Source organism: Paracoccus sp. KR1-242 (assembly GCF_049446195.1).
Classification (GTDB): Bacteria; Pseudomonadota; Alphaproteobacteria; order Rhodobacterales; family Rhodobacteraceae; genus Paracoccus; species Paracoccus broussonetiae.
In genome coordinates, this window is the sequence record NZ_JBMSED010000003.1 from 1 (window position 1) to 16,721 (window position 16,721).

18 protein-coding genes and 1 pseudogene are annotated in these 16,721 nt (G+C 62.7%); 6 read left to right on the forward strand and 13 right to left on the reverse strand.

All coding sequences use genetic code 11. The features are described from left to right. Positions 1–183, reverse strand: a pseudogene (locus tag ACO2Q4_RS05500) (MFS transporter); the annotation flags it as partial. A 251-nt stretch (positions 184–434) separates the two neighbouring features. Here ACO2Q4_RS05500 and ACO2Q4_RS05505 point away from each other — a divergent pair. Continuing rightward, a complete protein-coding gene (locus ACO2Q4_RS05505; protein ID WP_311757997.1) occupies positions 435–1,178 on the forward strand; it encodes a helix-turn-helix domain-containing protein in 744 nt (247 codons plus the stop codon). Positions 1,179–1,499: 321 nt separating this feature from the next. On the opposite strand, the gene ACO2Q4_RS05510 is transcribed toward ACO2Q4_RS05505, so the two are convergent. Genes ACO2Q4_RS05510 through ACO2Q4_RS05530 form a run of 5 tightly spaced genes read right to left on the reverse strand, consistent with a single transcriptional unit; the run spans position 1,500 to position 6,242 of the window. Continuing rightward, complete coding sequence (locus tag ACO2Q4_RS05510) at positions 1,500–2,264, reverse strand: SDR family NAD(P)-dependent oxidoreductase (protein WP_423317888.1); 765 nt, start codon at positions 2,262–2,264, stop codon at positions 1,500–1,502. Positions 2,265–2,273: 9 nt separating this feature from the next. After that, positions 2,274–3,077: an ABC transporter permease gene (locus tag ACO2Q4_RS05515; RefSeq protein ID WP_423317890.1), complete on the reverse strand. Its 804-nt coding sequence runs from the start codon at positions 3,075–3,077 to the stop codon at positions 2,274–2,276. Positions 3,078–3,084: 7 nt separating this feature from the next. Next, positions 3,085–3,942, reverse strand: a complete 858-nt coding sequence (locus tag ACO2Q4_RS05520) for an ABC transporter permease (RefSeq protein ID WP_311758000.1) — start codon at positions 3,940–3,942, stop codon at positions 3,085–3,087. Positions 3,943–3,958: 16 nt separating this feature from the next. Continuing rightward, positions 3,959–5,101, reverse strand: coding sequence for an ABC transporter substrate-binding protein (locus ACO2Q4_RS05525; protein ID WP_423317893.1), 1,143 nt, complete (start codon positions 5,099–5,101; stop codon positions 3,959–3,961). 22 nt (positions 5,102–5,123) lie between these two features. Further along, positions 5,124–6,242, reverse strand: a complete 1,119-nt coding sequence (locus ACO2Q4_RS05530) for an ABC transporter ATP-binding protein (RefSeq protein ID WP_311758002.1) — start codon at positions 6,240–6,242, stop codon at positions 5,124–5,126. Positions 6,243–6,362: 120 nt separating this feature from the next. Between ACO2Q4_RS05530 and ACO2Q4_RS05535 the strand changes: the two genes are divergently transcribed. After that, positions 6,363–7,172, forward strand: a complete 810-nt coding sequence (locus ACO2Q4_RS05535) for a helix-turn-helix transcriptional regulator (protein WP_423317895.1) — start codon at positions 6,363–6,365, stop codon at positions 7,170–7,172. A 15-nt stretch (positions 7,173–7,187) separates the two neighbouring features. Here the strand turns inward: ACO2Q4_RS05535 and ACO2Q4_RS05540 are convergent, their stop codons facing one another. Continuing rightward, positions 7,188–7,568, reverse strand: a complete 381-nt coding sequence (locus ACO2Q4_RS05540) for a MerR family transcriptional regulator (protein WP_423317898.1) — start codon at positions 7,566–7,568, stop codon at positions 7,188–7,190. 84 nt (positions 7,569–7,652) lie between these two features. On the opposite strand from ACO2Q4_RS05540, the gene ACO2Q4_RS05545 reads away from it, so the two are divergent. Further along, the gene (locus tag ACO2Q4_RS05545; RefSeq protein WP_423317900.1) at positions 7,653–8,444 is read left to right on the forward strand and encodes a MauE/DoxX family redox-associated membrane protein; all 792 of its coding nucleotides are present in this window, start codon (positions 7,653–7,655) and stop codon (positions 8,442–8,444) included. 4 nt (positions 8,445–8,448) lie between these two features. On the opposite strand, the gene ACO2Q4_RS05550 is transcribed toward ACO2Q4_RS05545, so the two are convergent. Next, positions 8,449–9,282: an amidohydrolase family protein gene (locus tag ACO2Q4_RS05550; RefSeq protein ID WP_423317902.1), complete on the reverse strand. Its 834-nt coding sequence runs from the start codon at positions 9,280–9,282 to the stop codon at positions 8,449–8,451. 226 nt (positions 9,283–9,508) lie between these two features. Here ACO2Q4_RS05550 and ACO2Q4_RS05555 point away from each other — a divergent pair, with 226 nt between their 5' ends. The 3 genes from ACO2Q4_RS05555 to ACO2Q4_RS05565 all read left to right on the forward strand — a co-directional run bounded on the left by ACO2Q4_RS05555 (position 9,509) and on the right by ACO2Q4_RS05565 (position 13,900). Next, a complete protein-coding gene (locus ACO2Q4_RS05555) occupies positions 9,509–11,503 on the forward strand; it encodes a TonB-dependent receptor domain-containing protein (protein ID WP_423317904.1) in 1,995 nt (664 codons plus the stop codon). Between the two features lie 227 nt (positions 11,504–11,730). Then, a complete protein-coding gene (locus ACO2Q4_RS05560) occupies positions 11,731–12,264 on the forward strand; it encodes an acyltransferase (RefSeq protein ID WP_423317906.1) in 534 nt (177 codons plus the stop codon). Positions 12,265–12,550: 286 nt separating this feature from the next. Then, positions 12,551–13,900 (forward strand): amidohydrolase family protein, encoded by a 1,350-nt coding sequence (locus ACO2Q4_RS05565; RefSeq protein WP_423317907.1) that lies wholly within the window; start codon positions 12,551–12,553, stop codon positions 13,898–13,900. 119 nt (positions 13,901–14,019) lie between these two features. Here the strand turns inward: ACO2Q4_RS05565 and ACO2Q4_RS05570 are convergent, their stop codons facing one another. The 5 genes from ACO2Q4_RS05570 to ACO2Q4_RS05590 all read right to left on the reverse strand — a co-directional run bounded on the left by ACO2Q4_RS05570 (position 14,020) and on the right by ACO2Q4_RS05590 (position 16,720). Beyond that, positions 14,020–14,349, reverse strand: coding sequence for a glycine zipper 2TM domain-containing protein (locus ACO2Q4_RS05570; RefSeq protein WP_311758010.1), 330 nt, complete (start codon positions 14,347–14,349; stop codon positions 14,020–14,022). 32 nt (positions 14,350–14,381) lie between these two features. Then, positions 14,382–14,720 (reverse strand): zinc ribbon domain-containing protein YjdM, encoded by a 339-nt coding sequence (locus tag ACO2Q4_RS05575; RefSeq protein WP_423317909.1) that lies wholly within the window; start codon positions 14,718–14,720, stop codon positions 14,382–14,384. 53 nt (positions 14,721–14,773) lie between these two features. Further along, complete coding sequence (locus ACO2Q4_RS05580; protein ID WP_423317911.1) at positions 14,774–15,205, reverse strand: GNAT family N-acetyltransferase; 432 nt, start codon at positions 15,203–15,205, stop codon at positions 14,774–14,776. Positions 15,206–15,300: 95 nt separating this feature from the next. Continuing rightward, positions 15,301–16,062 (reverse strand): amino acid ABC transporter ATP-binding protein, encoded by a 762-nt coding sequence (locus tag ACO2Q4_RS05585; RefSeq protein ID WP_311758013.1) that lies wholly within the window; start codon positions 16,060–16,062, stop codon positions 15,301–15,303. 13 nt (positions 16,063–16,075) lie between these two features. Beyond that, positions 16,076–16,720, reverse strand: a complete 645-nt coding sequence (locus tag ACO2Q4_RS05590; protein WP_311758014.1) for an amino acid ABC transporter permease — start codon at positions 16,718–16,720, stop codon at positions 16,076–16,078. Position 16,721: the final 1 nt, after the last annotated feature.

A 16,721-nucleotide genomic window follows, 5' to 3' on the forward strand; every position in this document is an offset into this window, starting at 1 on the left:
GGTCAGCACGGGGGTCGCAATCAGCAACCCATATTGGAACTCGGACAGGCCGAGTTCATCCTTGATGGTAATTCCGATGATCGAAAAAATAGTCCAGACAGCAAAGCACAGCGTAAAGGACAACGTACTGAGCCAAAGCGCTCGTTGTTGTTCGCTGTGCGTAGGAAACACCCGTTCCTGCATGGCTTGCTCCTGAGTATCTACGGAAATAGTCCGAAGTCTTCGATGCAGAACCACCACGGATTCGTAGCATCCGATTTGATATGGATCAATCTTTTCGGAAGACTTTCCAAAAAGCTACAACGATTGATCTTTACCCTTCACTCTCCTGACAAGGGTCAAGGGTCCAGTTGACCATTCAACCGCAGATGATTGCCCTTTTCGGGAGCAGCAATTACCAAAGATCAATTATAAAACTTCCAGAAGGTCGATTCGTGCGCAACGACGAGAAGCCAGCCATCCGTGACCTGCCCTTGTTCCGGGGCATCATGGACGAGACATTTGACACGTTGATGGCAGCCACATACTCGCAGGAATTCCCGCCCCAGCTTGACCTGTTCCGGCAGGGAGACCGCGCGGATTTCCTGCATATCCTGGTCGAGGGCTCGGTCCAGCTGCACACCGAATGGAGGGGACGAGAGGCGATCATGGCCGTCATCCGGCCGGTTTCCAGCTTCATCGTCGCGGCCTGCATCCCGGATGCGCCCTATCTGATGTCGGCACGCACGCAGGAACGCTCGCGCATCATCATGCTGCCGACCGTTGACCTGCGCACCGCACTGGGGCGTGACCCGGCATTGGCCGGCGCTGTGATGAGCCATCTGGCAATGAGTTTTCGCGGCATGGTCCGGCAGGCCAAGAACCTGAAGCTGCGCACCGGGCGCGAACGGCTGATCGCCTGGCTGCTCAGCCAGGCCCGGCGCGAGGGGAACCTGCACACCTTCACCCTGCCTTTCGAAAAGCGGCACCTTGCCTCGTATCTGGGGATGACACCCGAAAGCCTGTCACGGGTTTTCAACGCCCTGAAATCCGAAGGGATCACGCTGGACGGATCACGCGTCATCATCGCCGATCACGCCCGACTGGCCGAAGTTGCGGGCCTTGATGCGATGATGGATGACCTTGGGCCGGATAATGGCAGGGCAGAACCGTGGTCGCCGCATCCCGGTTCTTGGTAGGCGATTTTGGGGTCGCGATTAATCCGCGACGGAATTGCGAAAAGCCTCGCTGCGACATGGATTTGTCATGACATTTCCCCGGCACAATGTGGCAATTTGCCGCTTGCCGAAATGCCGCGCAGACCGTCCGGAAATGATGCCGGACGGAAGCCCCGAATTGGCGAACTGAAATCGCCAATTCCCCTCTCCAGCTGCAATTCTGTGGCGACAGGGCTTTCTTTTAAACCAGACGATTGATTGGCATTCGCGCCCACCCGCAGGGCATGAGATGCAACCGGCCCAGGGTTGTCGCCGGCTTGGGACGGGACACAACGGCGCGGATCAAAGCACCTCGCCGCCGTCGATGACCAGCGCCAGCCCGGTGACAAATGCCGAGCGCGGCGAAGCGAGGTAAAGGATGCCCTCGGCAATCTCTTCGGTCGAAGCCCAGCGGCCCATGGGAATGGTGTCGGCGACATAGCTTTCCAGCGCGGCGCGACCGCCCATCTGGCGTTCGAACCCGGCATTGAAGGGCGTGTCGACGAAACCGGGGCACAACGCGTTGAAGCGAATGTTGTCGCGCGCGTAATCCGCCGCCATCTGCCGCACCATGGCGACGGCGGCATGCTTGGTCGTGGCATAGGCGATCATGCCCCGGTCATACTGGCAGCCGGAATTCGACGCTGTGACGATGACCGACCCGCCGCCCTGCGCCCGCATCGGCGCGACCGCTGCCCGCGCGATGATGAAATGTGCCCGGACGTTCAATGCCCAGGACAGATCCATCTGTTCGGCGGTCACCTCTTCAAGCTTGCCGGCGATCTGGATGCCGGCATGGCTGTGGACCACATCAAGCCGCCCGTGACGGCCCGCGACATCGGCGATGCGCGACTCGATGGCCGCATCGTCGCGCATGTCCAGCGCATGAGCCTCGGCCTGGCCCCCGGCTGCGCGGATCAGGGCCGCTGTCTCATCCGCCAGATCCGCGCGCAGGTCGGTGACGATGACGGTGGCGCCTTCGCCCGCCATGGCAATGGCGCCAGCGCGACCGATCCCCGACCCAGCGCCGGTGACAAGGGCGATGCGCCCTTCAAGACGAGATGACATGAAGTCCTCCTAGTGCGCGTCCGGTTTGCCCCGGCGCAGCGTCAGTTGCGCGACGATCAGCACGGCAAGGGACGCCGCCATCACCATCGTGCCGATGGCATTGATTTCCGGCGTCACGCCGCGTCGGATCGACGAGAAGATATAGATGGGCAGGGTCGTCTGCGGACCCGCAACGAAGAAGGCGATGATGAAATCATCGAAGCTGAAAGTGAAACTCAGCAGGAATCCCGCGAAGATCGCAGGTGCCAGCATGGGCAGCGTCACCTGACGGAAGGTGGCGATCGGCCCCGCGCCCAGGTCCGAGGATGCCTCGATCAGCGCGCGATCCATGCCCTCGATCCGGGCGCGAACCAGGATGATGACCAGCGACATGGTGAACAGCACATGCGCGCCCACAAGCGAGCCGAAGCCCATCGACAGCTTCCACCCGGTCAGCGGCTCAAGCCAGGGATTGACGGCGCCGAAGACCGTGACCAGCGCGATCAGCGTGGCGATGCCGATGACGATGCCGGGGATCATCACCGCGACATAGATCATGCCGTCGAACAGCACGCGCAGGCGCCCACGCATCCCGGTCAGGGCAAGTGCCGCCATCGTTCCGAAGATGCTGGCGAGCACAGCCGAGGTGAACGCGACCGAGGCCGAGGTTTTCAGCGCGTCCACGACAAAGGGGTTCCCCAGCGCCTTGCCATACCATTGCAGCGAAAAGCCCTGCATCTGGCTGGCCGAGCGTCCCGCCGAAAAGCTGAACAGCGCGATGATGCCGATCGGCAGGTAAAGGAACAGATAGACCGCAAGGGCATAGATCCGCATCACATCCTCACATCAGGCCGACATCGTCGCGCGCCGCGCCGATGCGGCGCAGGAAACGCATGTAAAGCGTGACCACCAGCAGCATGACCGCCACCAGCGTGACCGCCATTGCCGAGCCGAAGGCCCAGTTGCGCGATTGCAGGAACAGGTCGACCAGTGCGTTGCCGACGAAAAAGACCTTGCCGCCGCCCAGCATCTGCGGGATCAGGTATTCCCCCATCAGCAGGATGAAGACCAGCATCGAGCCGGTGGCGACACCGGGCAGCGACAGCGGCAGCGTAACCTGCAGGAAGCTGCGCCAGGGCGGCGCGCCCAGATCGCCCGCGGCCTCAAGCAAGCGGCGGTCCAGCTTTTCCAGACTGACGTAGATCGGGAAGAACATCAGCGGCAAATAGCCATACACGATGCCCACCAGCACCGCGAAGGGTGTGTTGATCAGCCGGAAATCCCCCAGCCCCATCGAGGACAGCAGTTGCGGGATCCCGCGGCCGCCCAGCAGAAAGATCCAGGCATAGGACCGGATCAGGATCGAGGTCCAGAAAGGCACGATCACCAGCACGATCAACAGGGTCCGCCATTGCGCACCGACCCGCAGCGCCAGGTAATAGGCCAGCGGATAGGCGATCAGCAGAGCGGCGATGGTACCTGCGGGAGCAAGGATCAGCGTGTTCTGGAAAGCCGTCCAGCGGCTTCCCAGGTTGGCATATTGCGCCAGCGTGAAGGCGGGCTGATAGCCGCCCACCGCGCCGCGTTCACCGAAGGAATAGACCAGGACCAGGGCAAGCGGCAGCACCAGCAGCGCCGCATACCAAAGGCCAGCCGGGCCAAGCAGCAGCCAGCGCGCCTGTCTTCTGGAAATCGCCATCGCCTGCCCGCCTGTCCTATGCCGCCTTGAACCGCGCCATGATCTCGGCCCGGTTCGGATCGGTCAGCGTGACCGCGGCGCCGAATTCCAGCGCCGACAACAGCTCGGCCGCGGGATGCAGGATCGGGTCGTTCAACATCTCTGCCGGGATCAGGGCATCGACGCGCTTGTCCGGAACCGGATAGCCGTGGAACAGCGCCTCACGGGCGTTGACCTCGGGGTCCAGCAGGAAGTTCAGCAGCGCATAGGCGCCTTCGCGGTTGGGGGCGCTGGTCGGGATGGTGTAGAAATCCGACCAGATCTCGCCGCCTTCCTTGCCCAGCGTGTACTGGATCTCGGGCAGGTCGCGGTTCATCTGCTTGGCATCACCCGTCCAGCACATGGTCAGCCACGCATCGCCATTGCGCATCGACGGCTGATAGTCCGAGGTGATGGCGAACAGGTGCGGCTTGATCTCGATCAGCAGCTTCTCTGCCTCGGCCAACTCGGCCGGATCGACCGAGTTGAAGGAATGGCCGAAATATTTCAGCGCGTTGCCGATTGCGGTCAGCTGATAGTCATGGATGATCGTGCGCCCCGAGAAGTCGGCCTTCGTGACATCGAAGAAATCCTTCCAGCTGGTGAAGGGCTGCTTGGCCTTGCTGCTGTCCCAGGCCATGCCGGTCGTGCCCCACAGCTTCGGGATGGCGTAAAGCTTGCCATCCACCGTGCCGGGATCCGCGAAGCGCGGATCGAACGAGGCCGCGTCGTGATTCGGCAGCTTCGACAGGTCGAGCGGCTCGATCATCTTTTGCCCGGCATAGGTGCTGATCGTGTAGTTGGTGGCGACGACCACGTCCCAGCCCGCGCCACCCGCCTGCAACTTGGCGAACATCTCTTCGTTCGATCCGAAGACATTGACCTGTACCGCCGCACCGGTCTGCTTCTGGAACAGGGCCAGGTTGTCGGGGTCGTCGTAATTCGGCCAGGTCGCCATCGACACCTGATCGCCGATCCCTGCCGCCCAAAGCCGTGCGGGCATCGCTGACGCCAGCGCGGCCGTCGCCACGCCCAGTCCCGTCACCGCCAGGAAATGCCGGCGGCTGACCGAGCCTTTCTGGTAGCGGCGCAGTTCCGCCATGAATTCCTGCCGCGAGACAGGCTTGTCGTCCCTTGTCATCTCGTGCTTCCCCCTGTTGGTCCTATTCCTGTCCAAGGATCAGGCCGGCGCCATGATCCCAATGCAGATGGGCGGTCGCGCCCACCGCGATGCCCGGCAAGGCCCGTTCGGCCTGTCGGGGCAGCAGAACCTGCAGCGCCCCCAGCGCGGGATGGGCCAGCAGGAATTCGATATGTTCGCCAAGAAAGATCATGTTCGTGACCTGCGCCGGGATCGACGGCGTTTGGCCGTCTGGCGCATTCGCGATCCGCAGCGTCTCGGGGCGGATCGCGACCTCGACTCTGTCGCCCGCCGATGCCGGATTGATCGCGGCGGTGGCGACCCGCTCGCCCGAGGCCAGCGCCACGGTGGCGATCCCGCCAGAAACCGTCTCGACCCGCGCCGACAGGATATTGGCGCGTCCGACGAAATCGGCGACATAGCGGTTCGCGGGCCGGTCATACAGGTCACGCGGCGTGCCGATCTGCGCGATGCGGCCCTTGCCCATAAGGCAGATGCGATCCGACATCGACAGCGCCTCTTGCTGGTCATGGGTCACCAGAACGAAGGTGATTCCCAGCTTGCGTTGCAGGTTCAGCAACTCGATCTGCATCTCGCCCCGCAGCTTGGCGTCCAGCGCGGCCATGGGTTCGTCCAGAAGCAGGATCTTGGGCTGGTTGACGATGGCGCGCGCCAGCGCCACGCGCTGCTGCTGCCCGCCGGACATCTGCCAGATGCGTCGCGGCCCGAAATCACCAAGCCGCACGGTATCAAGCGCGCGCGCGACGCGCGATTCGATCTCGGCCCTGGGCAGGCGCGGCCGAAGCTGGTTCAGGCCATAGGCCACATTCTGCGCCACCGTCATATGTGGGAACAGGGCATAGTTCTGGAAGACCATGTTGACCGGTCGGCGATAGGCCGGGGTCGCGCCGACCGACTGGCCATCGATCAGAACCTCGCCCTCGGTCGGGGTCTCGAATCCGGCCAGCATGCGCAGCGCCGTGGTCTTGCCGCATCCTGACGGGCCTAGAAAGGACAGGAATTCGCCGCGCCGGATGCGCAGGTTCAGCCGGTCAGCGGCCAGGACCGCGCCATAGCGCTTGGTCGTATCGGCGAACTCCGCCACGGCCTCGGCTGGGCTTACATCCGTCACATATGCCATCTGAACGTCTTTCCCTGTTGGTCAAGTCTCTTGCGGACTATTCCCTTCTGCATAAAAATGATAAGAAACACGTCTTTTGTTGTATATACCACAAAAGGCATAGTCGCAGGGAACAATCGGATGAGTTGGTCAAAGGATTGGATCGAGGGATCAGCCCGCGCGGTCGCGGCACTGCATTCGCCGGCCTTCCCCCAGGCGTTGGTCGATGCCATCAGGCAGGTCGCGCCATTCGAGCACAGCGTGACCTTTGCCTATCTGGAAGACCGCCCGCCGCTGGCGCTGCATTCAGAGTTCCCGGAATGGAAGCACAAGGTCATGGTCGAGGACTACCAGGCCGGTCCCTATCTTCTGGACCCGTTCTATCTGCACTGCACGGAATCGACCGAGCCGCGGCTGGTCCGCCTGCGCGACCTTGCTCCGGACCGCTTCTATCAGGGCGAGTATTTCCGCAACTATTATGTCCAGACCGAACTGGCCGAAGAGATCGGCTTCATGGTCGATGTGGGCGCAGCAAGGGTCGTCATCTCGGCCATGCGGACATCGCGCGTTTTCTCGGCCCGCGAGTTCCGCGACATGGCGACGATCCTGCCCTTTGTCGCGGCCGTCGTTCGCCACCATTGGGCCGATGTCGCCGACCGTTTCGCCAATGCGCCCGCCCCCGCCCCCACCCCCGATGGGGGCACCCGGCTGGCGGGATTGATCGACACCGCTTTCCGCAGCTTTGGCCAGAACCTGCTGACCCCACGTGAGGTGGAAATCGTCGAGTTCACGTTGAAGGGTCATTCGGCCGAGGCCACTGGGATCGCGCTTGGCATCTCGCCCGGCACGGTCCGCATCCACCGCCGCAACATCTATGGCAAGCTGCGGATCGGTTCGCAGGGAGAGTTGTTTTCGCGCTTCATCGCGGCGCTGTCCGAGATGGAGCGTTAGGACCGGCGACCGGCCTTACTCTTCAAAGGCGGCCAGGATGGGGCATGTGCCCTGATGGTCCCGGGCGCAGGCATGGGCCAATCGTTGCAGGCTGTTCCGGGCGGCCTGCAAATCGGCAATATCCCTGTCCAGTTTGGCAAGTCGTGCTTCGGCCAGTTCACGGGCGCGGAAACGGTCCTGACCATTGTCCAACGCGATCAGTTCCCTGATTTCCTCCAGCGTAAAGCCTGCCCGCTGCGCCTTGCGGATGAAGCGCAGGCGGCGAAGATCCTCGTCGCCATAGCGGCGGATGCCGCCGTCGCGCGACGGCGTTCCCAGCAAGTCGCGCCGTTGATAGAAGCGGACGGTTTCCACGCCCACGCCCCCGGCCTTGGCAAGCTTTCCAATCGTGAGCATTTTACCCCTTGATCCCGTACCATGGTACGGCACCTATATACGTACCGACATACCCATCCACAAGCACGAGAGGGAGTGACCAGGATGTCGGAACCCAGCGCAAATTCCCGCCCGGACAAGATCGCGCGCCTGTACCGGATGATGATGCCCGACCACACCTGCCCCTATGGCCTGAAGGCACTGGACCTGCTGAAGCGGTCGGGTTTCGCGGTCGAGGACCATCACCTTGCCACGCGGGCCGAGGTCGATACCTTCAAGGCCGCGCACAGCGTCGCCACCACGCCGCAGATCTTCATCGGGGACAAGCGGATCGGTGGCTATGGCGACTTGCGGCGGCACCTGGGCAAGCGGGTCGTCGACCCAAAGGCGACCAGCTATCGTCCGGTCATCGCGCTGTTCGCAATGACGCTGCTGATGGGGCTGGCGACCAGCTTCGCCGTCTATGGCACCCCCTTCACGATCCGGGGCATCGAATGGTTCATCGGCTTCAGCATGGCGGCTCTCGCCCTTCTGAAACTGCAGAATGTCGAGGCCTTTGCCACGATGTTCCTGAACTATGACCTGCTTGCCCGGCGGTGGGTGCGCTATTCCTATATCTATCCCTTCGCCGAGGGACTGGCGGGCATCCTGATGATCGCCGGCGCGCTGACATGGCTGTCGGTGCCGGTCGCGCTGTTCATCGGAACGGTCGGCGCGGTCTCGGTCTTCAAGGCAGTTTATGTCGACCGGCGAGAGCTGAAATGCGCCTGCGTCGGCGGGTCAAGCAATGTGCCGCTTGGCTTTGTCTCGCTGACCGAGAACCTGATGATGATCGCGATGGCGGTCTGGATGGCGCTTGGCGCGCTTGGCCTGCTGACCTGGGGTCATGCGATGTAGGGGGTCAGTCCCGTTCGCCCCAGAATTCGCGCAGGGCTGTCCGGCGGAACAGTTGGTCGCGGGCTGCGTCGCTGTCCAGATATCGCGCCGCAAGCGGCAGCAGCGGACTGTAATCCACCCGCTCGGGCACGCGCAGGAAAGGCCAGTCCGACCCCCAGACACTGCGCGCCGGGGTAAAGGCGGAGAGGATCTCGGCAATAAAGGGATCTGCCGCTTCGAAGGGCCAGGGGAAAGGTGCGAATTTGTGGTGGCCGGAAATCTTTATGGTGGTCGGCGCGGCGCGATCTGCCAGATCCAGTAGCGCGCGAAAGGCCGGCGCATCGCGGCCCTGCGACAGATCCGGCCTGCCGCAATGGTCGATCGCCAGGCGCACCGGACTGCCCGCAAACAGGCTTTGGGCGGCAAAGATCTCATCCCCCGCGAACTGGACGTCAAAGATCATGTCCAGCCCCACAAGCTTTTCGATCAGTGCGGGAAAGCGGCGCAAGCCTTCGGGGGAATAGTTCTGAAGCACGCAGGTCGCGCCGATGACGCCCTGCCGCTTCAGGGCGCAAAGATGGTCGATGTCGATATCCGGATCGACCACCGCCATCCCGCGCCACAGGCCGCCTGATTGCGCAATCGCATCCAGCATCATCGCATTGTCGGTGCCATAGGCCGAGTTCGGCTGCACTAGTAGGACGCGTTCGATGCCATTTGCGGCAAGCACCGCGCGCATCTGGGCAAGCGTGGCAATCTCGTGCCCGGCGGGACGGTAATGCGTATCGGGCGCATAGGGAAAGCGCACCGGATCGAAAAGATGCAGATGGCAGTCGATCATGTTCTGCTTGCCCGTCACGGACCTCTTCCCCTGTTCAGCCGATGCACCACCGCATTCGGCAGGCCCAGTGCTAGCCGCTTGTCAGGGACAGGTCCATCACCCGCGAAGATCGCCGCGCAGTTGCATCTCTGGCACGCCGAAGCGCCGGTTTCGAATGCGTCACCGATTCCTGAGTAAAATACTTGTGTTTTCATTTTCCCCTCCATAAAAGGCGCCCAAACATTTCGGAAGACGAGGGAAACTTATGAAACAAAGACTTATCTTCGTGCTGGCAAATGTGTCGACGCTTGCACTCGCCTCGGCGCTGAGCGCGCAGGATCTGGCGACCGCCCCCGAAACGGACAGCGTGGTCCTGGCCCCGATTACACTGGTCGCCGATGGCCGGGAAAACGTCGAGGCCACGGGTGGCATCACCGTTACCCCCGAGGATATCGAGGTTCTGCAACCTGCCGATGTCTCCGAATTGTTTGCGCGGGATTCCGCGATCACCGTTTCGGGCGGCGCCGGTCCGTCCAAGCGCATCCATGTCTTCGGGATGGAACAGTCGAACCTGGCCGTCAGCGTGGATGGCGTCCCGCAGGGCGTCACCAGCTGGCACCATACGGGATCGAATGTCATCGACCCCGCCTTCCTGAAATCGGTCGAGGTCGAGGTGGGCGCCGCAGCCGCGGATTCAGGCTTTGGCGCCGCGGCGGGCGCCGTGCGCTATGAAACCGTCGGCGCGCAGGACATGCTGGCCGATGGCCAGACCCAGGGCGGCCGCGTGGGACTGTCCTATGGCACGAACGGGCGCGGGGTGGCCGGTTCGTTGGCCGGCTACGGTATCCATGCCGGCTTCGACTGGTTCGTGATGCTCCACGCCGCCGATGGCGACAATTACGAGAATGGCGACGGCCGCGAAATGCCCGGGACCGCACCTGCGACCCAGGGCGCGCTGACCAAGCTGGGCTATGAATTCGAAGGCCATCGTGTCGAGCTGGCCTATGAATACAGCAAGGACGATGACGACCGCGTCATCAAGATGAACATGGACCTTGACCACGCGGATGAGGTCTTTCCGCTGAAAGTCACGCGCAACACGCTGTCCCTGAAATACAGCTCAACCGCGCCGACCGATGCCTGGGATCCCGAAGCGCTGGTCTATGTCACCCGCAATGAATACTGGCGTCCGAATTATGCGACCGGCGCGCGCCCCGTGAACGGCGACATGGATCTTGAGGTCAAGACCATCGGCGGCGAGATGAAGAACACCTATACCACCGGTCCGGGCACGATCACGGCCGGCATCGACTGGGCCTATGACGACTACCGCGTGGACAATTACGGCGACCGCGCGCCGCGCATCCACACGCTTGAGACCATGCAGATCGGGGCTTTCGTCCAGGGCCGGTTCGAATTCGACAACGGCATCGACGTCTCGACCGGCCTTCGGTTGGATCACCAGCGCTTCACCGACTGGAACGGAGAGCGGTTCAGCGATACCGGCGCCAGCGTGAACGGCACGGTCTCTTATGAATTCTCTGAGGGTTACGAGGTCTTTGCGGGCGCCTCGCAAACCTGGCTGGGCTATCAGGTGGGCGAATTCGGCCTGCTTCATGCCCGCGACGAATCCTTCGCCACCGATCCCGGCTATGACCCGGCCGAAGCCAGCAACATCAAGCTGGGCCTGAATGCCAACCAGGGCAACTGGACCGGGAACCTGACCTTCTTCGACACCCGCCTGAAGGGCCTTGGGGAATACGATACCGAAATCGGCTATCTGACCAACGCAGACGACTATCGCAGCAAGGGCTTCACCCTTCAGGGCAACTACAGCTGGGGCAGCGGCCGCGTCGGCACCAGCTTCACCAAGGCCGACGTGACCCAGAACGGAGAGGACGTGCTGCCGAATGGCGGAACCGTCGTTCCGGTCGGGAACATCGCCACGCTTTATGTCGATCAGGAGATCCCGCAATATAACCTGAAAGTCGGCGGGACCATCGAATGGGCAGGCAAGCTTGACGGCGACTATCTGACCGAAGCCGGGTTCGAGGATCACGAGTCCTATACCGTCGTGAACCTGTATGGCGAGTGGCGGCCGCAGAACTACGAGAATGTCGTTCTGCATCTGGGCGTCGACAACCTGCTGGACGAAACCTATTACGAGCGTTCCAGCTATGTCCAATACGATGCACGCAGCGTTTATCCGCTTTACGCCCCCGGCCGGACGGTCACGCTGGGCCTGACGATGGACTTCTAAGCGATCCTTGCAGATCCGGGACAGGCCCCTTTGCGGGGCCTTTCCTCATTCCGGCACCCCTCCCTTTCACTTGACTCTCTGCGCCTCGGATTCCCTAGTAATTTTCACGGCCATAGCGGCGGGGGGAAATTGATGGCGAGGCTTTCGATCCATACCCACGGGAAAGTCCGTCCAACCCGTTGGGCAAAGGCAGTGCCGCCCATCGCCAATTCCGCGCGGGCAGCCATGTGAATATCGGCCGCCTCGTCAAGATCAAGGCTTTGCTTTCCCGCGGCGCGCTGACGATCGGAAAGCGGCCGAAGATGCTTTACTGGCCCCGGTTCCGCTGGCGCGAGGGGCGTATCAGGATCGGAGATCGGGTTTCGATGCGCAACGGGGTGGTCATCGACGCGCAAAGCGGCCTGATCGACATCGGCGACAACGTCTCGATCAATGACTATGCGGTGCTTCTGGGTCACGGCGGCATCACCATCGGCAACGAGGTTCGCATCGCCGCCCATGCCATCATCGTCTCGTTCGAACATGGCTTCGACGACGCCCGGACGCCCATTCGCAGACAACCCCTGCTGAAGGAGCAGGTCGTCATCGAGGACGATGTCTGGATCGGAGCAGGGGCCAAGATCCTGGCGGGCAGTCATCTGGCACGGGGCTCTGTCATCGGCGCGGGTGCGGTCGTCAAGGGCCGGACACTTCCCGGCGGCATTTATGTCGGCGCACCAGCGCGGCTACTGCGGCGGCGCGGAGAGCGCATGGCCCCCTGACATGGCGCGCCCGTCCGGGGGTGGCAACCTCCTGCCCCGCGGGATGGGCTTCGACGGAATTCTGCCAAGCATCCTAACAGGTTGATAATATTGCCCCTCGCCAAGGAAAACTGTTTACCTTGCGTCGAATATGCCTTCAGAATGAACCATCACTGCCTTGGCCGGCCGGAATCCGGTCACAATCCCGAAAGAATACTGCGCTTGTATCGGGGCGATGCCTTGGGCGTCCCCCGGAGCTGTCCCGCCCCCCGGCAGGATATTCGAAAGACGGAGGTGAGAAGTCACGATGGTCAGACCCGAACGAACATTGCTTGCTGCCGGCGCGCTGCTGGCGACCCTGATCTCGACGCCGGCGATTGCGGCCGAGACGGCCCCCGAAACGCTGTTCACGGACGTGCGGGTCTATGATGGCAAGGGCGACAGCCTCAGCGCGCCGACCTCGGTGCTGGTGCGCGGAAATCTGGTGGCAGAGATCGGCGATGACGCCACGGCCGGGGCCGATGCGGCCGTGATCGACGGCGGCGGACGGACCCTGATGCCGGGGCTGATCGACGCACATTGGCACACGATGCTGATCCGCCAGACACCCGAACAGATGCTGTTTGGCGATGTCGGCCTGATCAACCTGCTGGCCGGGGCCGAGGCAACGGCCACGCTGATGCGCGGCTTTACCACGGTGCGCGACCTCGGCGGCCCCTCATTCGGGTTGAAACAGGCCATCGACTCTGGCGTCGTACCGGGTCCCCGGATCTGGCCCTCGGGTGCGATCATCTCTGTCACCAGCGGGCATGGGGATTTCCGTCCGCTGAGCGATCTGCCCCGCGACAGCTCGAAACCGCTGTCCAGGGTAGAAGAACTGGGCGGCGCCATGATCGCGGACAGCCCTGACGAGGTGCGCCAGCGCGCGCGCGAACAGTTGATGCTGGGGGCAAGCCAGATCAAGCTGACCGCGGGCGGTGGAGTCGCCTCTCCTCACAGCCCGATCGACGTGTCGACCTTTACCCCCGAAGAGCTGGGCGCGGCTGTCGAGGCGGCATCGAACTGGGGAACCTATGTCACGGTGCACGCCTATACCTCGGCCGCGGTGCGCCGGGCGATCGATGCCGGCGTGAAGGTGATCGAGCACGGCCAGCTGATCGACGAGGACACGGCCAAATACATGGCCGAAAAAGGCATCTGGCTGTCGGCGCAACCGATCACGCATGAATTCTTCGGCGGGATGTTCCCGCCCGGCTCGGATCAGGACCAGAAGGCCGCAGAGGTCATGGAGGGCACCGACCGCCTCTACAAGCTGGCCAAGAAATACAACCTGAAGCTTGCCTTTGGCACCGATGTCCTGTTCTCGGAAGCGATGGCTCGCCAGCAGGGGCGGATGCTTGTGTCGTTGAAGCAATGGTTCACGCCCGCCGAAATCCTGCGCCAGGCAACATCGACGAATGCCGAACTGCTTCAGCTTTCCGGCCTGCGCAGTCCCTACAAGGGCAAGCTTGGGGTGGTCGAGGAAGGCGCGTTTGCCGATCTGTTGCTGGTCGATGGCGACCCGCTTGCCAATATCGACCTGCTCGCTGACGCAGAGCGCAACCTGCTGATCATCATGAAGGACGGCAGGATCTACAAGAATACCCTGTCGGAGTAGATTGGCGCATCGGCAGGGAAACCAGAAGCCCGGTCGTGGGTGCCAGAGTTCCCTGCCTTTGCAGCCGAATTGCAATTGCCCGACCGTCAGGCGGGCGATTGCGGGTCATCGGCGGGTGCTTAGCACCCCATCCGGTGGCCCATCGCGCCGCCGCCAAGCGCGCCTGCCGCCATGGCGATATCCCGGCCCTTGCCGCCGCCAATGGCGCTGCCAAGGCCCGCGCCCACCGCTGCGCCGCCGGCCGTCGATGCGCCGCAACGCATTGCCGCTTGCTGCTGCGGAGTGGGGTTGCACGCTGCCAAGGCAAGTACTGCACCCAGGCTGATAATGACTGCTTTGATCAATTCGATCTCCTGCCTGTCCCGTTTCATTGAAGCACGGCCGCATTCTGCGACCGTGGCGCGGCCAAACTCTGCCTTGGCGCGGTCAGTGTCAATCAACCCGGCCATGCCGATCGGCGGAAAACCGACAGCCTTGCGACCTAGTCCGAGACCTTTTTCACGAATTGCGATTTCAGGCCGATCTGGCCAAAGCCGGGCACCTTGCAGTCGATATCGTGATCACCACCCACCAGACGGATGCCGCGCACCTTGGTGCCACCCTTGATGACGCTTGAAGACCCCTTGACCTTCAGGTCCTTGATGACCGTCACCGTGTCCCCATCCGCCAGCAGGTTGCCCGCGCTGTCGCGGATCTCGGACCCGGCATCCGAGGCGGCAGGCGACCACTCGTGTCCGCATTCGGGGCAGGCAAGCAGGGAATCCGCCTCATATGTATAGGCAGAACGGCATTCGGGGCACGGGGGCAAGGTTTCGGTCATGGCTTCGCCCATAGCGCGACACGCACCAGAAGGACAGCCCGGGGTTCCCGTTGTCAGGGCCGCCGCTTTTCCAGGCGGATGTCACCAGCGTCTGCCTGGCGTTCGTTGCTCCAGCCAAGGTGGCGATAGAAACTCGCCGCGCGGGTGGTCTTGCCCGTCTCAAGCCATGTGACCGGGTGGTTTGCGAACAAGGCGTCCTCAGCCGCCTTGACCAGCTTGCGGCCAATCCCCTGCCCTTCATGCACGGGCAGGACGAAGGCAGCGAACAGCGATCCGGTGTCCGGGTCTATCATCGAGAAACCGACAACCTGTCCGTCCTTGTCAGCCACCCAGGCGCAAGGCGACGCTAGGATCATCGCAGTGATCGAGGCGGGCGTAATGCCCATCCCGGCCAGTTCGGCCGTGGTCAGCTGGTTTTCGGTCACCGAGGTCCGGATATGGAAGATGGCGGAAACGTCAGCTGGCGTCGCGGGCCTGATCTGCATGTCGGGATGTCCTGCATATGTGTGGGCATTCACCCCAAAGACCGGAAAGCAGCCCTGTGGACAAGGCCACTTTCCGTTGTCACCTGTCCTGCGGATCAGTGATGGGCCAGGATTTCGCCGAGGAAGGCGCGAGTCCGCGCATGGCCCGGATTGTGGAAGAAGGTTTCGGGGTCGTTTTCCTCGATGATCTCGCCATCGGCCATGAAGATCACGCGGTCGGCGACCTGCCGGGCAAAGCCCATTTCATGCGTGACGCAGATCATGGTCATGCCGTCGCGCGCCAGCCCGATCATGGTGTCCAGCACCTCCTTGACCATTTCGGGGTCAAGCGCGCTGGTCGGTTCGTCGAAAAGCATGGCTTTCGGCTCCATGCACAGCGCGCGTGCAATGGCCACGCGCTGCTGCTGGCCGCCCGAAAGCTGCGCCGGATACTTGTCCGCCTGGTTCCCGATGCGGACGCGATCAAGATAGCGCCGCGCCGTCGCCTCGGCATCCGCGCGGGACTGCTTGCGCACGCGCATCGGTGCCAGGATACAGTTTTCCAGCACCGTCTTGTGCGGGAACAGGTTGAACTGCTGGAAGACCATCCCGACCTCGCAGCGCACCGCGTCGACGGCCTTCTGGCTGTCGTTCAGGCGATGGCCCGATACGGTGATTTCGCCGCTCTGGATGGTTTCCAGATGGTTGATGCAGCGGATCAGGGTGGACTTGCCCGACCCCGACGGCCCGCACAGCACGATCTTTTCACCCTTGCGGACCGTCAGGTCGACGGATTTCAGCGCGTGGAAGGAACCGTACCATTTGTCGACCTTGCGCATCTCGATCATGGCGGCTCCGTCCTTCTGGGACTGGTCCATCTGTCATCCTTCCCTATTTCGAGACGCCGGCCGACATGCGGCGTTCAAGGTAACGGCCGTAAAGCGAGAGCGGCCAGCAAATTGCGAAATACATGACGCCGACCACGCCGAAGACGATCAGCGGCTTGTAGATCTGGTTCGAGACGATCACCCCCGCGCGGGCCAGTTCGACAAACCCCACGATTGCCGCCAGCGAGGTGCCCTTGAGCAGTTGCACAAGAAAGCCCACCGTCGCTGGCAGCGACAGCTTGAATGCCTGCGGCAGGATCACGTCGAACATGCGGCTGCGGGCGTGCAGGCCAAGGGCATTCGCGGCCTCAGTCTGGCCCTTGGGCACGGACTGGATCGCGCCGCGCCAGATCTCGCCCAGAAATGCGCTGGCATGGGCGTTCAGCGCGAATGCGACGGCGGCCCAGGCGGGGACGTCGAAGCCCATCAGTGGCAAACCGAAATATGCCACGAAAAGCTGCATCAGCAGCGGCGTTCCCTGAAACAACCCGATCCAGGCAATCGCGGGATAGCGCAGCCAGGCCCGCGACGAGACCCGCATCAGGGCCACGATCATGCCAAAGATGATCCCGCCGATGAAGCCGATGGCGGTCAGGATCAGCGTCCATCCCAACCCCTGCACGAGATAGGTAAGCTCTTGCGGTCCCATG

What these genes read in the sequence shown, in the direction of transcription:
- ACO2Q4_RS05590 (WP_311758014.1), bottom strand. Translation starts at nt 16,720, where the DNA reads ATGGGACCGCAAGAGCTTACCTATCTCGTGCAGGGGTTGGGATGGACG.
- ACO2Q4_RS05540 (WP_423317898.1), bottom strand. Translation starts at nt 7,568, where the DNA reads ATGCTCACGATTGGAAAGCTTGCCAAGGCCGGGGGCGTGGGCGTGGAA.
- ACO2Q4_RS05520 (WP_311758000.1), bottom strand. Translation starts at nt 3,942, where the DNA reads ATGGCGATTTCCAGAAGACAGGCGCGCTGGCTGCTGCTTGGCCCGGCT.
- ACO2Q4_RS05515 (WP_423317890.1), bottom strand. Translation starts at nt 3,077, where the DNA reads ATGCGGATCTATGCCCTTGCGGTCTATCTGTTCCTTTACCTGCCGATC.
- ACO2Q4_RS05555 (WP_423317904.1), top strand. Translation starts at nt 9,509, where the DNA reads ATGAAACAAAGACTTATCTTCGTGCTGGCAAATGTGTCGACGCTTGCA.
- ACO2Q4_RS05575 (WP_423317909.1), bottom strand. Translation starts at nt 14,720, where the DNA reads ATGACCGAAACCTTGCCCCCGTGCCCCGAATGCCGTTCTGCCTATACA.
- ACO2Q4_RS05580 (WP_423317911.1), bottom strand. Translation starts at nt 15,205, where the DNA reads ATGCAGATCAGGCCCGCGACGCCAGCTGACGTTTCCGCCATCTTCCAT.
- ACO2Q4_RS05510 (WP_423317888.1), bottom strand. Translation starts at nt 2,264, where the DNA reads ATGTCATCTCGTCTTGAAGGGCGCATCGCCCTTGTCACCGGCGCTGGG.
- ACO2Q4_RS05525 (WP_423317893.1), bottom strand. Translation starts at nt 5,101, where the DNA reads ATGACAAGGGACGACAAGCCTGTCTCGCGGCAGGAATTCATGGCGGAA.
- ACO2Q4_RS05585 (WP_311758013.1), bottom strand. Translation starts at nt 16,062, where the DNA reads ATGGACCAGTCCCAGAAGGACGGAGCCGCCATGATCGAGATGCGCAAG.
- ACO2Q4_RS05545 (WP_423317900.1), top strand. Translation starts at nt 7,653, where the DNA reads ATGTCGGAACCCAGCGCAAATTCCCGCCCGGACAAGATCGCGCGCCTG.
- ACO2Q4_RS05535 (WP_423317895.1), top strand. Translation starts at nt 6,363, where the DNA reads ATGAGTTGGTCAAAGGATTGGATCGAGGGATCAGCCCGCGCGGTCGCG.
- ACO2Q4_RS05565 (WP_423317907.1), top strand. Translation starts at nt 12,551, where the DNA reads ATGGTCAGACCCGAACGAACATTGCTTGCTGCCGGCGCGCTGCTGGCG.
- ACO2Q4_RS05570 (WP_311758010.1), bottom strand. Translation starts at nt 14,349, where the DNA reads ATGGCCGGGTTGATTGACACTGACCGCGCCAAGGCAGAGTTTGGCCGC.
- ACO2Q4_RS05530 (WP_311758002.1), bottom strand. Translation starts at nt 6,242, where the DNA reads ATGGCATATGTGACGGATGTAAGCCCAGCCGAGGCCGTGGCGGAGTTC.